This is a genomic window from Hymenobacter sp. FMD4 (genome assembly GCF_058932745.1).
Genome location: NZ_JBZYWH010000006.1, coordinates 223,642 through 237,046 on the forward strand (window position 1 = coordinate 223,642; position 13,405 = coordinate 237,046).

A 13,405-nucleotide genomic window follows, 5' to 3' on the forward strand; every position below is an offset into this window, starting at 1 on the left:
AAGCGGCATGCGAATTCACGGCCCAAATGAAAGCCGGGCAGCTCTGCGGACTCCTCGCAGAGCTGCCCGGCTAAGAAATGCCCGAATACCTCGCCACTGCTTAAACGCTTTCGGGTACTGTAGCTGACCAGTGCTGCTTGTCTCGTGCATAGCACACCCAGCACGGCGTAAAGTGGTAATCAGCTACCTACCAGACAGGCTAGAAAAAGCAAACAGCCCGGACGTATGCACGTCCGGGCTGTTCGATCACCAGTAATTTGAACCCGTTACCGCTGTACGGCTACGCGACCGGTGTACTGCAAGCCATTGGCCGTGACGCGCACGGTGTAAAGGCCTGCTGGCAACGTCTCCACTACCACAGTAACGGTTTCGGCGCCGGTCAGAAGCTGGGTGCGGTGCAGCACGCGCTTCCCTACGGCATCAAACAGCTCCACCTCGGCGGTGTGGCGCCCCGTCAACTCCTCGATGCGAACCTGAAAGCTGCCCGAAGTGGGGTTCGGGAATACCTGCAAGCCATTGTGGACGGTTTGAAGCGGGCGCGACGACGTAGGCGTGCAGGCCGTAGACGTATGCGTGCCCAGACCAGCGTAGTTGCCCACGCCCATGGCTTGCCACTCGGCGGCGGCAGTAGCCCAGCGCGTGTTGCCACGGCTCACGGTGGGCCGGCGGATCAACGTATTGTCAGCGGTGCTGCCGCCCCCGGGGATGGACCAGCTGCCGGTGGGGCGCTGCCCGATTCGCCCAATGACGTCCAGCGTATCGGAGCCCAGGAACAAAGCAATAGCATCGTCGCCGTTGTAGAAGGTAACATCGGAGGTGATATCCGATTCATCGATTACCGACTGTTCCGACTGCGCATTGGCAATAACATACACTTCGCCCGGGGCCAGTGTGCCCGTCAGGTTCAGGGTGTACATGGGAGTAGTGCCGCCGTTGGTGTACGTTTGCACACGCATCCCGCTCAGGTTGAACGGGTAAGAAGCCGGGTTGTAAATCTCAATGGCCTTGGTATTGCCCACGGCGCCCTCGATATACTGCGAGAAGAACGGCCGCGAGCAAGCCGCGCCGGCCGGCGGCAGGTCATCATCGGTGATGGTGAGCGTGTGCACGATGGTTTGGCCAAGCACTACATCGACCGAGCTAGGCTGGCCCAAGCGTAGCACCACAAATTCATCGCCCTCGGGCAGCACGTCACCGTTGATGGTAAGCGTAACGGCTTGCGTCTGGTTGGTTTGGCCAGCCTGGAAGCTCAGCGAGCTGGTGCCCAGCACGTAATCCGAGGCGCTAGCCGTGGTGCCCGATGCTACCACCGTAACTGGCACAGTGAAGCTGGCTGTTGGCGCGAGGCCGCTCAGTGCTACGTTTACTGAATACGTGCTGGTGCCCGTGTTGCCCTCCGTTATGGAGCCCGTCGCGCTGGCAAAGTTCAGGGTAGGCGGTACGCCGTCGTCGTTGGTAATGGTAAGGTCGTGGCTGATAGGCGAACCGGTAGCCAGGCCGCCGGTCGGCGTTTGCAGGGTGAAACGCACCACTTCATCGGCTTCCGGTTGGGTGTCACCATTAATCGTTACGGTTACCGTCTGTTGGGTTTGGCCGGCGGCGAAGGTCACCGTCTGGGTGCTAAACGAGTAGTCGGTTCCGGCCGTGGCCGTAGAGCTGGTGGCATCCACGGCTACCTGCACCGTGCCAGTGGCAGTGGGGGCGGGGCTCACGTTGAGCGTAAGTGTGTACGTGCTCGTGCCAGCGTTGCCTTCGGCAATGCTGCCGGATGCTGCCGCAAAGCTTACCACTGGGCCGGCTGGCTGGAAGCCCCAGGCGCGGGCGACGAGGGAAGGGTCGTTAATGTAAGGGTTGAAGTTGCCCTGGCTGGCGGCCACGCGGCGGTTGCGCTCCTGCTCCTGCGCGTCCACCGGGTCCTGCAGGTGCCACTGGTAAAGCGTGGCCGGGCTGGCCGCGGCCGAAATCAGCTCCTTGCCTGGGTCGAAGTTCTGGCCCGCGTGCACGGTGTAGAAGTAGAAGATGGCGCGGGCCAGGTTGCCCTTGTGGTCTTCGCGCGGCTCAAATTGCGAGTTGGTGTCCTCGCTGTACTCGTCGATGTTGGCGGTCGGGATAGTGGGCTGGCTGCTCAGCCCACGGATCCACTTGGTGGTCTGCGCATCCGGAATTTCGGCGAACGGGTCCGAGCCCCGGTCAGAGTTCCACTGAATCACCGTCGGAAACAGGTGGTGGATGTCGGACTGCATGCGCACCGCTTCGTCAAACCACGACTGCGGCACCGTATGCTCGCAGTTGATATTGGTAATGCTGGTGCTGGTATTGTTGTAATTCAAGGGCCGCGCCACCTGATACCCCGAGTACACGCACGTTACCGTGTTGTTGAAGTTGTCGGTGTAGTTGTACATTTTGGCGCGGGCGGCCGAGTAGCTGAGCACGGTCCGTTTGCCGTCGTACCAGTTTTGCTGCAGCCAGGTGCGCAGCGCTTGGCCCTGCAGGTTGGCGGGCGGCGCTGCCGGCACCGGCGGCACCGTTTGGGCCGTTGCCAAGCCCAGGCTTAGGCAAGCTGCCCAAAAGGCGAGTAGTAGCTGTTTCATGGGTGTGTTTGTCAGAGAAAACGCCGGCAAAGGTCGTAAAACCATCTAGTTAGCACCCCAGTATTAATAAAAAATAATAGCGGCGGCTTCGGGTTGTCTTACCCAAAGCCGCCGCTACCGACGGAGAAGTCAATCAACGACTTACATCTCCGACTTCATCTTCATCTTGTCTTTTTTCTTGGATTCTTTGCTCGGCTTCATGCGGCGGCCAACGCGCATATCATCGGCCGGAGCCGGGGCAGCCGCGTCCATGGTGGTCGTGCCCGAAGAGGAATCCATCGAGCCCGAAGTGCTGGTGCCGGTAGAAGTGCCGGTAGACGAATTCATCGTACCCGTGCTGTTCATGGTACCCGTACCATTCATCGTGCCCGATGAGTTGGTTTCGGTGCCGGTGGAAGTACCCGTAGAGGTGCCAGTAGTGCCCGTGGAAGTATTAGTGCCGGTACCAGTGCCGGTACCAGTGCTGGTGTCAGTACCTGAGCCAGTCATAGTACCCGAAGAAGAGTTGTTCATGGAGCCCGAAGAGTTGATCATCGAACCGCCAGTAGAGGTGCCCGACGAACCCGAGGTGCCGGTAGAGCCATCCATGGTGGTCCCGTTCATGGGCTTCACCTTCGATTTCATCTTATCACCAGCTTCGGTTTTGCCTTTCAGCTTCACGTTGCCGTTGTCATCATTCTTTACCTTGACAGTAGTGCCGTCGGCATCGGTCGTCTTGGTTTTCTCAGCATCCGACTTCGATTTTACGGTCTGAGCTTCGGCCACGCTGGCTACGGTACACAGGGCTAAGGCCAGGGAGAGAATAGAAACAGTTTTCTTAAACATGGTAGGTCAAAGTTGGGAATGAAGGAAACATTCAGTGGCCCTTATACGGCCAAACTGAACATTGGATAAATGATACGCTCTTTTTGCGCACCAAATCCTTGCGTGTTCCGCAGTGGGTGTTGCCCAGAAGGCCTTTCCATACGCATGGGAAAGCCTTTTTTACCAGTATTCTGAAGGCGTCGTTGGGAGGCTTAAACACCAGAATCGGCCCGGTGCTATGCCGCGTCGATACTGCATCGGTGGCCTTCAGCGCCAAAAACTGCAAGGGGTGTTCTGATGAGTTGATGGCGTTGGCGACAACCGCTTTATCAGACGTCATCAAATCATCACCTACCATCACGCCGGTGGAAGAGTCATTCATCGAACGAACCACTCCCATCATACTGCTATTGGCTGGCATTAGCTTGATAGTGGGTTCCCACTTTTTGTATTGGTCCATGGTTGACCGAGGTAGTCAATGAAAGACTAATGCTTACGGCAGTCAACGAGGCAGTAGCTGCAACAACACGTTTCAGTACCGATTCCCTGGGTAAGTTCGCCCTGAGGACTACCTAGCTTACTGTCGCCCCCAAAACAGCGCTGCCCGACCTTGGAAAAAGATCGGGCAGGGAAACATTGAAGCTAAAAATGTGGTCGCGCCAGGATTTACAAGGTGGCCAAAGGTTCGCAGCGCTTCCCGTAGAATCTGCGTTCAAGTTCCAGTTGGGGTACCGCAGCGGAAAGCCAGGGAAGGTGTGGGAACTGCAATCCAGGGAATCTGCCACCCAAATCTGCCACCCATTACGCCGCGGTGCTGCGCCGTAAGCCGGGGGATTTGCGCATAAACTCCTGCAGGAGTTTGAGGGTATCAACCCCCACGTAGTGGTTGAAAGCTTTCTCCGTGGTGTGGCCGGTTGCTTGCATGATAAGCCGGGCTGGCACGCCTTGGTAAAGCTTTAGCGTTACGAACGTTTTGCGGCCGATTTTGCTTGTCAAATCCAGGCGCTTGATGCCAGCCAGCCGCTGCACCACCTTCAGATGATCATTTAGTCGGTAACACACCGGCACGAGCAGCCCTTCGGGCGAGCGACCTTCGTACTTGTTGGCCAGCGTAACGGGCTGGAACAGGTCGTCGTCGTAGAACGGAATGTAGCAGTCTTGTTGCGTCTTGCCGGCGCGGATGCGGATGATTTGGTCGCGCACGTGCCGCCAGCTGACCAGGTCGGCGTCGCTGATGCGCAGACCGGTGTAGGCGCACAGCAGAAACTTATCCCGGGCTAGCTCCACGTGCGCAGCCCATTGCTGCACGCTCCATTGACTTGCGTCGTGGCCTTTCTGGTGGGTATCGCCGCGCAGTTCCAGCAAGCGCTGTTGCACCTCAGGCGCGGCAAAGTCCAGCGCCTGCAGGCGGCGCAATTCCTGCTCGGTTAGCGCATCAACGCCGACATATAGCGAAGGCGCTACGAACTTGCGAAAGCGCCGGTTCACGGGCAGATCCTGTTCTTCGCACCACTCCAGAAAAGTGCGCAGGCGGCTGATGTGCTTACCGAAGGTGTTTATTTCCTGACCCAGATCCTCCAGTATGTAGGCGCGGAAAGCATCGTAAAACTCAGGGGTCATGCCTTCCAAGGTAAGCGGGTAAGCCTTCGCTGCCGCGAACTGTTCAAAGCGGTGCATGGTAGAGTAGAACGCCTCAATGGTACGCTTGGGGATGGCCTTATAGGTGCGCGGGTTGACCTTTTTGCCGTAGTGTTCAATCCAGTGGTGCATCAGTTGAAAGAACTCTGCCCGGCCATTAAGCGGCTGAGCCAGCACTGGGGTTGGATTAGTCTCGGGGGCTATTCTGATGGGCTTGGTGATAGCCTCGATGACATCAAGTAGTTCCTCTTTAGGCAGCTTTCGCCGTTCGTTGTGAGCTTTCTCGGCCACACGCTGGGCAGCAGTCCTAATGCTGCTAAGCGTGTCGTTGATAGTTGAGGAATGATTGCCCGGTTTGTAGATAACTAAGCCGCCTGCTTCGTCCCAGTGCGCTTTCCGGCATGACTCGGTGGTAAATACCCGTACGCGGTTGCCTTGCCAGCAAATGGTGGCTTGAATAGGAGAGAAGCCCTGTTTGTTAGTCTTGTCATCACGAATTTGGTAAGTCACCTTCATAAAATAGCTAGGCTATTGATACGAGGAAGCAGCGTTGCAATCTTCACAACAAGGCTCCTGACCCTCGTATGTGCTTGAAGTGGCTAGTATACTTTAGAATGTCGAAAAGCATGCATCTGGATCGATCCATTACAGCGTTACTTTGCATTTCCACAATCAGAAGAAGGCGGCTTGAAGAACACAGCCGTTACCAGATCCCATGTCAGTGAAAGTTACCTTACATCAACCGGATCATCTGCCAAAGCAGCTTTCGGGAATTGGTTTTTCACTACCAGATAAGAACGGGTACGCAAAAATTAACCTAATAATAGCTGATGCTTTGGGTTGTGAAATGAGCTTAGTAGATGTGCTTGCCTGTGGCTCTGATTACGTAGCTTATTCCATATTTGATAATGAGGAAGGCGTCAACCTCTCCGCTATGGCCGAGTTGGTTAAGCTTAGCGGCCGTACGTTTGTTGGCCGAGATATTGATGAGTTACTAAGAGGTAACGTAGTTATAGTAGAATCGGTAAGTAGCTAACTGTAAGCTACCTCTTTACACGGTACCAGTTAGGTAGGGCCAGCTCATTAGCTGCTTCCTTAACTAGCAGTCTTTCGTTGTACTTATCTAAAAGCTCTACAAGCTTAATTTTTTCTAGTGCTTGTTGTGAGGTTGCAAGTTCAGTTTTGTGCTGCATTGTAGCCCAATGATTTAGGTAATGCTCAGCCAGCCATGCTACTACATCAGCGCATACGGCATCACCAAAGCCAAAAAGTGCCTGCCTGAAGCCTAAGTTAGCGTCCAGCTTGTAATCTGCTGCACCCATCAATCTAGCACACTCTCTGGCGCTAAGTAGCCTTGCTTCCGTGCTTCCTTTGCCAATGCGAACCAGTATTTGATTTGCGCTGCCGCCCTTGGGCGTTCTGAGGCAGCCAGCAACGCCATCAACTCTCAATTCTGCTGTTGATTGACTTCTCCCGTCGCGCTTACGCATCCGGCGGAAAACAGTCCCGTAGGTGTACTCGTCCCCGTGAATCTTCTCTTCTACAACTGCCCGATGACGAGGAAACATTTGATTTATCAGGTAATCAGTTCTGTCTTTGGGCCACCAGTCCTGAGAATGATCAATAATGTCTACCAGCTGTAGTTTTCTTTCTGGTAGCTCGGGTAGCTTGTGCAAGTGCCAAGCTATCTGCTGGTGCTGAAGAATGAACTTCTTCAGCTTAGGAGGGCGTGCTGATGACTGCTTGGCCAATACAGCAGCTAATTCTGGTAGATGTTGTGCTGTATAATTTAGCTTCCCAATGATGAACATTCTAATTCTGCTTTGGGGAACAAAATGAGCGGCATTGATTAACACTATGTCTACAACATATCCAAGATCGTTCAACACCATGAGCATGTCGCTGAGGTCACGCCCATCATGAGAGCTAAGTAGACCCTCAACGTTCTCTAATAAGAGTAAAGGGGGTTTCCGTTCGCCCATTTCATTGATGATGCGTGCAAAGTTCCAAAGAGAAGCCGACTGGACACCGGCGAATCCTTCGCGCCCGCCAGCAACGGACATGTCAGTGCATGGGAACGAAGCGTGGGCTAGAGTTACCGTGGGAACGTCTTTGCCACTAATTTTAGCAACGTCCAGTAGATGGTAGTGTCCTTTGCCAAAGTGCTCCTCATACATTTCTTGCTTTTGTTCACTATAGTCTATCGCGTACTTAGTAGTCCAGCCCTGCTTAGCTAACCCATAGCTAACCAAGCCAATACCAGCGAAAAAATCTGCTACCGTCTTATTTGTAGTGCTTGTCATGCAATTGTCGTTCAGCTTAAGCTTACTCAAGCCTAACCAAAGTTAGCGAACTAGCCCCATAATCGGGGAGGCGAATGATAGACTTCGTTATATTTGATCATGTTGTTGGTACACAACATGGCATTGTGCAAACGATTTTAGCTTGCTTGTCACTAGTACTGCAATCAACCAAAGATGCAATGCTCCTACAGTGAGCTGGAACACTAGTTAAAGTCAACCATGAGCGGTAAACTAAAGTGGCGGTTCGACGCCAGCACGTTCAAACTACTTGGAAGAGGCCTGATCACTGACAGGGTAACCGCTCTTTTTGAATTAGTCAAGAATTGTTATGATGCTAATTCCACCTGCGTTCAGGTCGAATTTTTCGATGTTCAGCAGCGTAGTTATAAAAGCACCATTATCATTCGAGATAACGGTGTTGGAATGAGCATAGAAGACGTGCGCAACAAATGGCTAGTTGTAGGTACAGCGAGTAAAAGAAAATCACTCTATTCGCCTGATCCATTCAATAGAAGGTATATAGGAGAGAAGGGAGTAGGGCGTTTCGCAACGGATAAACTTGGTGGATATTTACAGATTAGAACCAAGAGAAATCAAGACGAGCAAATATTGTGTGTTACAATAAATTGGGAGGAATACGAACGTCTAGCGGAGGGCAATACACAGCAGGTTCTTTTTACCGATCTTGAAAACGAATATAGATATATTGAAGATGATAATATTTTTGCTGAAGGCCATGGTACAGAGCTCATTATTACCATGCTTCATGAGGCTTGGGATAGAGAAGTGCTTATGCGTTTAGATAATCAACTAGGGCGAATCTTGCCTCCGTTAGTTAGGATTGATCCTCCATTTGAGGTATACATACATGCTCCTGAATTAGGTGTGGATAATAAGCATGTTCAGGCCTATCCCATTGAGAAAATGGCAACAGTAAGTGTTAAAGTAGCATACGATGAAAAAAACAACAAACAGGGTAAGTTATTTTATAATCAACAAAAAGGGGTTTTTGAAATTAAGCATTTTGACAAATTTGTATTTGGTCCTGTAGAAATTGATTTTTATTATTTTGACAGTGATGCAAAAAAACAGTTCAAGTCAAAGTATAAAACTACTGAAGGTTATATAGAAGGGGCTAAAATATATAGGGATGGAGTCATTTGTACCCCTTTTGCAGAGTATGAGAGTGGTATTGACAGACGACGCGATGTTTTAGGGATTGACAAACGCCGGTACCGTGACGCGTTCAATCGACTATCTAGTAGAGAATTTGTTGCTGTCATAAATATTACCAAAGCCGATAACCCCTTTATTATTGATGCTACGAATAGGCAAGACTTTGTAGATAACGTGGAGTATAGATCCCTAAAAGATTTCATCATTGAGCAGCTCGATCAAATAGCGGACTGGCGTGATGATGTTAGGGCAGAAGTTAAAAAGCAACAAAACGACAACCTGAAATTGGCGTCGAACGACGTCAAGGAAATCGGTGAAACTCTTAACAAAATTGTTCGGGACATGCCCGAATTGAAAGAGATGTTGGCTCCCACAATCGCTAAAGCAAAAAAGGCTAGGAGTATGGTTGTTGATGGAGTTAAAAGTAATCAGGAGTCCGAAAAGGAATTCCTCAGAAAAGAAGCATTGTATCTAAGTTTGATGTCAATGCAGGACTTTGCAAGTGAATTGGCGCACGGAATAAGATTCGCAATTGCTCCTGTAAAACATGCTTCTCAGTTTATTATTAAATATCACGATAACCCGGAGTTAAGCGATAAGAAATTTAGTTATGCTAATCTTATATATAGACAGTCTGTTAAAATTACTTCGTTGGTAAGCTTTATGCTCAGTTATTCGAAAACTAGCCTTGATGATAGTGAGTTCTTTGTTCATGATTTAATCTCTAGTGTTCTAGGTGACTCATATGAAGTGATATTAGAACAAGAGAGGATTAAGGTTGAGATTGATGTAAAAGACAATATTCAGCTTACGGGTAAACGAAAGTTTTTGGAGGATGTCTTGACTAATTTGGCTGCAAACTCTATAAAAGCTCTAAAAAAAGAAAAAAACAAAGTGATACTCTGTGAAAGCTATGTAGATAATGGTGACTTAAATATTATATTCTCTGACAATGGAGTTGGAGTTGATAACAAAATCGCGGGGAATCTATTCGAAATGTTCAAGACAACAACTGCAGATGAGGGCGGTGCCGGCTTAGGGTTGTTTATTGCCAGAACTCGGATGAACGCTTTAAATGGCACGATTGATCTAGTTGATTCGGTTTTTAAGCCTAAAGGAGCTAGCTTTAAACTTACGCTTCCACTCAAACACTAGATTGTATGTCGATTAAACTAAGGCCCTATATCGTCATGATCGATGATGATATAAGGTCACCAGAGATGGAACCTTTGATAGATTTCCTAATCATGGAGTACGGCCACGATAAGGTTGTTATGTTTGAGGACCCAAATAAAGGAGCCGAGTTTCTAGAGAAGAATCTATCGGAACGTTTAATTGTTTTGCTAGATCTACGCTTTAACGGGAAACCTCTAGGCTTCGAAGTGTTTGAGCGGATCGAAAGGCAAAGCTCTCTCGTTTGTTTCATTATTGTCACTGGTAGCGCTGAAGATGCTAACCAATTTGATCTTATCAAGTTAATAAACGGCCATGCATGGTATCTAATTAACAGAGACTCAGATGCTGATGATATTATAGATTTGGTTAAGAAAGCTGAGAGTAGCTTTGCATTAAGAGTAGATTGCGCTTTGGAAGAATGGGTTTTACGCCAACCACCCGAAGATCGTCTGAAGCCATTTATGCTCGATCGCTCTTCCGGTAAATCATACAACTTAATTGAAATACTTCAATCAATAAGAACCGGTCGTGGCAAAGTGGGGGAAGAAATGGTTGGCTTGGTTTTAAGAGGAGCTATTGAGATTTTGAAAAGAGATAAATCTAGAATTGGTTAATATTCATGATTAATATTCTTATCGTGTCCGACAATCTTGCAGAGGATATCGGAGACAATTGCCAGATGTCTTTGGAGTATCTGCGGCTGGGTGTCACGTTAGATAAGTACAATACAGTCGTGCTTGACGGAGAGAATTGTACTGCTGAAAGTGTCGAACGTGCTATATCAAGGTTTGACGGCAGGCCTTTTATATTTGTAGCCTACTCACATGGGCGGCCCAATGCTTTGTGCTCAACCGCAGCACCTAACGGCTACGTGCATTTAAACAATGCTTATTGTTTTCAAGAAAGCTTAATATATACAGTTAGCTGTCATTCCGCTAAACAGCTTAAACAAGCATTGATTGACGAGCGGTGCTTTGGATATGTCGGTTATAGCGATCTGGTGATAGTGCCTTATAATGAGGAAGATCAGAGAGTGTTCATCTATTGTGAAAACGTAGCTTTGCTTGCTTTTTTAAACTCAGCAATTACTTTGACCAAGGCAGTTGAGTTCATGAAAGAGGAGTATTTACGGCAATATGATGAATACAGGCAGATGGATATGGAGATTACTGCTATACGCTTGCTAGAAAACATGTATTTACTGGAATTTCATGATTGCGACAGCATAGAATCTTCTCGCTTTGTGCTTACCTAAGCGACATCAGATATGCTACAAGAGTATTTGTTAAATCACGATTATCGAAACCGTTAGAATCACTGCAACTGCTTTTCAAATAGTGCCTTTAATGGTTTGAGGACATATCATTGCAGCCAATGCTGCACGTGCTGCCACACCCACAGGCAACCTTTGTACAGCCCATAGCCGAGCGCAGCTAAGCCAACTAGAACCAAGTAAAGCAGTATCAGAACATCGAGGGCCGTAGCTCACGGATTCTGCGTTTGAATCTGGGGCAGAACGGGTGATGCCGCTTGTAATGCTTGGACAATGTTCTCACCTCCGCCATTGCTGATAAGGCGCTTGACAAAGTCAGGATAGTTTTGTGTGCCGAAAAACTTACCTACCTGCTTTGCCAAACCCTTATTGTTGTACAAACGGAGCAGTGCAGCGTAGTCTTGAGTGGTCAAAGCTTCTTCAATTTCCTGCTCAAACTTGGTGTAGATAGTAGCCACGTCAAACCGAGCCGTGCTGTCGCGAACCTTCTCGAGCGCGGCAATGCCCATGACGGTTCGGTCAATCTGGTGCAGGTGCTTCTCCAGCTCCCACGCAGTTTTGCGAGATGCCAGCAGTTCGCGGTGTTGGCGAAGCTGATTGAAGCAAAACTCTTTGACTTTGCGGACAATCTCGGCAGGTATGTCGTCGATCATTGAACTAGCATAGGCGTGATCAGCGACCAGTTGCAGCACTGGTTCTATCAGCAGCAGGCTTTCTATTTCTTGTATTTCAAGAACGTGCACGCCCTCAGCCTGGAGCGAATCTACTTCCCGCTGGGTGCGGTAGTCCAAGTCGATGATGCCTTGGCATTCGATGCCGTGCAGAGGACGCAAGGTGCGAAAGGCCTGCGTGGAACGAATGACTTGATCGCAGCCGCTCCGGGGCATAATAGTCCAACCAGGGTATAAGCGGGAGAAGATAGCCTGCTCGGTACCGCCCCGGTCTCCTTCGGTGAAAAGCACCGGCTTGCGGCTTCCCAGAATGGCGAGCAACACCTCCTCGGGAAGGCCCTCAGATTGGGAAGGCACCTCCTGCCATTCCCAAGTTTCGTTGTTGTAGCTCTTGAGCCAGATTTTCTTAGCTTCTGTGCGGGAGGCGGCAAAATCTAAGTCGTGGGTCAAGTACACGAAGATGCAGTCGGGGCGTTCCTGCTCGATGGCGTCCCACAAGCGGGCCTGAACTACCCGGTGCAAATGAACTTCTGGCTCGTCAACGACGACGATGCCGTCAGCCGGTGCTGCCAAGCATTGCCCAATCAAGTAAAACGCCACTCGCTCCCCATCGCTCATCTGACTGGCTTTGTAGGTTGACGCGGACGGTTCCTTTGATTTCGCATCAACGGTCCCTGCTTTTATAATTAACTCGCGGTGAGGAAATACCTGTTCCCATATCATTTTGATACGATCCAGTTTCGTCTCTTTCGGAGCATCACGCTTCAGTGGGTCCTTCGCTTGCTGACGATAGGCTAGGCTCTCCTCGTATTCTTCAGATGAGAGATAAACAAGCAGCTGTTCAAAATCTGACAGCATAGATACTGCAGGCGCCTTTCCCCATTTGCGCTGTATTTTGGTATCCCTCTGATGTCCAGGGTTACTAGTTGAGTAGCTTTTAAAGCTGCTTATCTCCGAAGGATACTTAGGATTAACGCCATATAGCAGACCTAATAGGGCGTTTTCTGCAGGTATGGGACTGACTGAGTCAGGAAAGGACAATGACTTTTGCGCCCCAACCCGATGTACTACTTTTTGTTGAGGCCCCGATAGTTCTAACCAGACCCCTAGCCGAGTCTTGCCTGAGCCATTAGCCCCTATCACAACAACAGGTCCCAGTGCCTCAACAGCAATGCCAATGTTGTCGTGTGGTACACCTGATTTAGGTAGTTGGAGTGTCGTAAGCTTGCTCATTGCAACTTATTGTTGCCCCTGCGCCCGGTTGAACGGCGCCTCGCTGAAGCGGAAGGAGAGGGAGACGAAAGGGTTGATGACGTAATTGTTGGAGTGCAGCTGCGCTTCCGTGAGCGGCTCCGCGACGCGCTGGTTCTCCTCGTACCGGCCGAGCAGCACGCGCTGCTGGTGGGCCACCAAGCCGGCGTGCAGCTTGATGTTCTGGTTGAAGGAGAGCGTCGGGCCCAGGAAGATGGTGGGGCGGGCGGCATCGAAGCCCAGGCCGCCGGACAGGCCCAGGGAAAAGTCCGTGTAGCGGGACTTGGCTGGCATCCAGGTAAAGAACAGCGATGGGGCGAATACCAGGCGGTTGCGGCCTTTCTCCCGGCGAATGGTGTAGACCGAATCGGTGGGGGCGGCGTAGTACACCCGCTCTTTGTCCCAGATCTGGCCGATGAAGGAAAAGCCGTACGAGATTTGGAATTCGCCGCGGGCTTCCGTGGCGTAGGTCTGGGTCCAGGTGCGCTGCTGGCCGTCTACCTGCCGGGTGACCTTCACGAT

11 protein-coding genes are annotated in these 13,405 nt (G+C 50.5%); 4 read left to right on the plus strand and 7 right to left on the minus strand.

Annotation, left to right across the window (positions count from 1 at the left end):
• Positions 1-266 precede the first annotated feature (266 nt).
• The 4 genes from AC5FXY_RS08880 to AC5FXY_RS08895 form a co-directional block, all read right to left on the minus strand.
• Entirely contained in the window at positions 267-2,591 is a 2,325-nt protein-coding gene (locus tag AC5FXY_RS08880; RefSeq protein WP_493556305.1) for an endonuclease, read from the minus strand.
• Positions 2,592-2,732: 141 nt separating this feature from the next.
• Positions 2,733-3,416, minus strand: coding sequence for a hypothetical protein (locus AC5FXY_RS08885; protein WP_493556306.1), 684 nt, complete (start codon positions 3,414-3,416; stop codon positions 2,733-2,735).
• Between the two features lie 31 nt (positions 3,417-3,447).
• Complete coding sequence (locus AC5FXY_RS08890; RefSeq protein ID WP_493556307.1) at positions 3,448-3,855, minus strand: hypothetical protein; 408 nt, start codon at positions 3,853-3,855, stop codon at positions 3,448-3,450.
• Between the two features lie 341 nt (positions 3,856-4,196).
• Positions 4,197-5,549, minus strand: coding sequence for a tyrosine-type recombinase/integrase (locus AC5FXY_RS08895; protein WP_493556308.1), 1,353 nt, complete (start codon positions 5,547-5,549; stop codon positions 4,197-4,199).
• A gap of 205 nt (positions 5,550-5,754) precedes the next feature.
• On the opposite strand from AC5FXY_RS08895, the gene AC5FXY_RS08900 reads away from it, so the two are divergent.
• The gene (locus tag AC5FXY_RS08900) at positions 5,755-6,069 is read left to right on the plus strand and encodes a hypothetical protein (RefSeq protein WP_493556309.1); all 315 of its coding nucleotides are present in this window, start codon (positions 5,755-5,757) and stop codon (positions 6,067-6,069) included.
• A gap of 7 nt (positions 6,070-6,076) precedes the next feature.
• Here the strand turns inward: AC5FXY_RS08900 and AC5FXY_RS08905 are convergent, their stop codons facing one another.
• Positions 6,077-7,366 carry a DNA cytosine methyltransferase gene (locus tag AC5FXY_RS08905; protein ID WP_493556310.1) on the minus strand — a complete coding sequence of 430 codons (1,290 nt, stop codon included), beginning with the start codon at positions 7,364-7,366 and terminating at the stop codon, positions 6,077-6,079.
• 189 nt (positions 7,367-7,555) lie between these two features.
• Here AC5FXY_RS08905 and AC5FXY_RS08910 point away from each other — a divergent pair, with 189 nt between their 5' ends.
• From AC5FXY_RS08910 to AC5FXY_RS08920, 3 genes are read left to right on the plus strand one after another with little or no spacing between them, the layout of a single operon-like run.
• A complete protein-coding gene (locus tag AC5FXY_RS08910) occupies positions 7,556-9,667 on the plus strand; it encodes an ATP-binding protein (RefSeq protein WP_493556311.1) in 2,112 nt (703 codons plus the stop codon).
• A gap of 5 nt (positions 9,668-9,672) precedes the next feature.
• Complete coding sequence (locus tag AC5FXY_RS08915; RefSeq protein ID WP_493556312.1) at positions 9,673-10,302, plus strand: hypothetical protein; 630 nt, start codon at positions 9,673-9,675, stop codon at positions 10,300-10,302.
• Positions 10,303-10,325: 23 nt separating this feature from the next.
• Positions 10,326-10,943: a hypothetical protein gene (locus tag AC5FXY_RS08920; protein ID WP_493556313.1), complete on the plus strand. Its 618-nt coding sequence runs from the start codon at positions 10,326-10,328 to the stop codon at positions 10,941-10,943.
• Between the two features lie 230 nt (positions 10,944-11,173).
• Here AC5FXY_RS08920 and AC5FXY_RS08925 read toward each other — a convergent pair whose 3' ends face one another.
• Together AC5FXY_RS08925 and AC5FXY_RS08930 are read right to left on the minus strand one after the other, a co-directional pair.
• Complete coding sequence (locus AC5FXY_RS08925; RefSeq protein WP_493556314.1) at positions 11,174-12,490, minus strand: DUF4435 domain-containing protein; 1,317 nt, start codon at positions 12,488-12,490, stop codon at positions 11,174-11,176.
• 381 nt (positions 12,491-12,871) lie between these two features.
• The coding region (locus AC5FXY_RS08930; protein WP_493556315.1) for a hypothetical protein at positions 12,872-13,405 on the minus strand (534 nt) is incomplete at its 5' end.

Coding starts and splice junctions, on each gene's coding strand:
- AC5FXY_RS08925 (WP_493556314.1), bottom strand. CDS start 12,490: ATGCTGTCAGATTTTGAACAGCTGCTTGTTTATCTCTCATCTGAAGAA.
- AC5FXY_RS08885 (WP_493556306.1), bottom strand. CDS start 3,416: ATGTTTAAGAAAACTGTTTCTATTCTCTCCCTGGCCTTAGCCCTGTGT.
- AC5FXY_RS08915 (WP_493556312.1), top strand. CDS start 9,673: ATGTCGATTAAACTAAGGCCCTATATCGTCATGATCGATGATGATATA.
- AC5FXY_RS08890 (WP_493556307.1), bottom strand. CDS start 3,855: ATGGACCAATACAAAAAGTGGGAACCCACTATCAAGCTAATGCCAGCC.
- AC5FXY_RS08910 (WP_493556311.1), top strand. CDS start 7,556: ATGAGCGGTAAACTAAAGTGGCGGTTCGACGCCAGCACGTTCAAACTA.
- AC5FXY_RS08880 (WP_493556305.1), bottom strand. CDS start 2,591: ATGAAACAGCTACTACTCGCCTTTTGGGCAGCTTGCCTAAGCCTGGGC.
- AC5FXY_RS08895 (WP_493556308.1), bottom strand. CDS start 5,549: ATGAAGGTGACTTACCAAATTCGTGATGACAAGACTAACAAACAGGGC.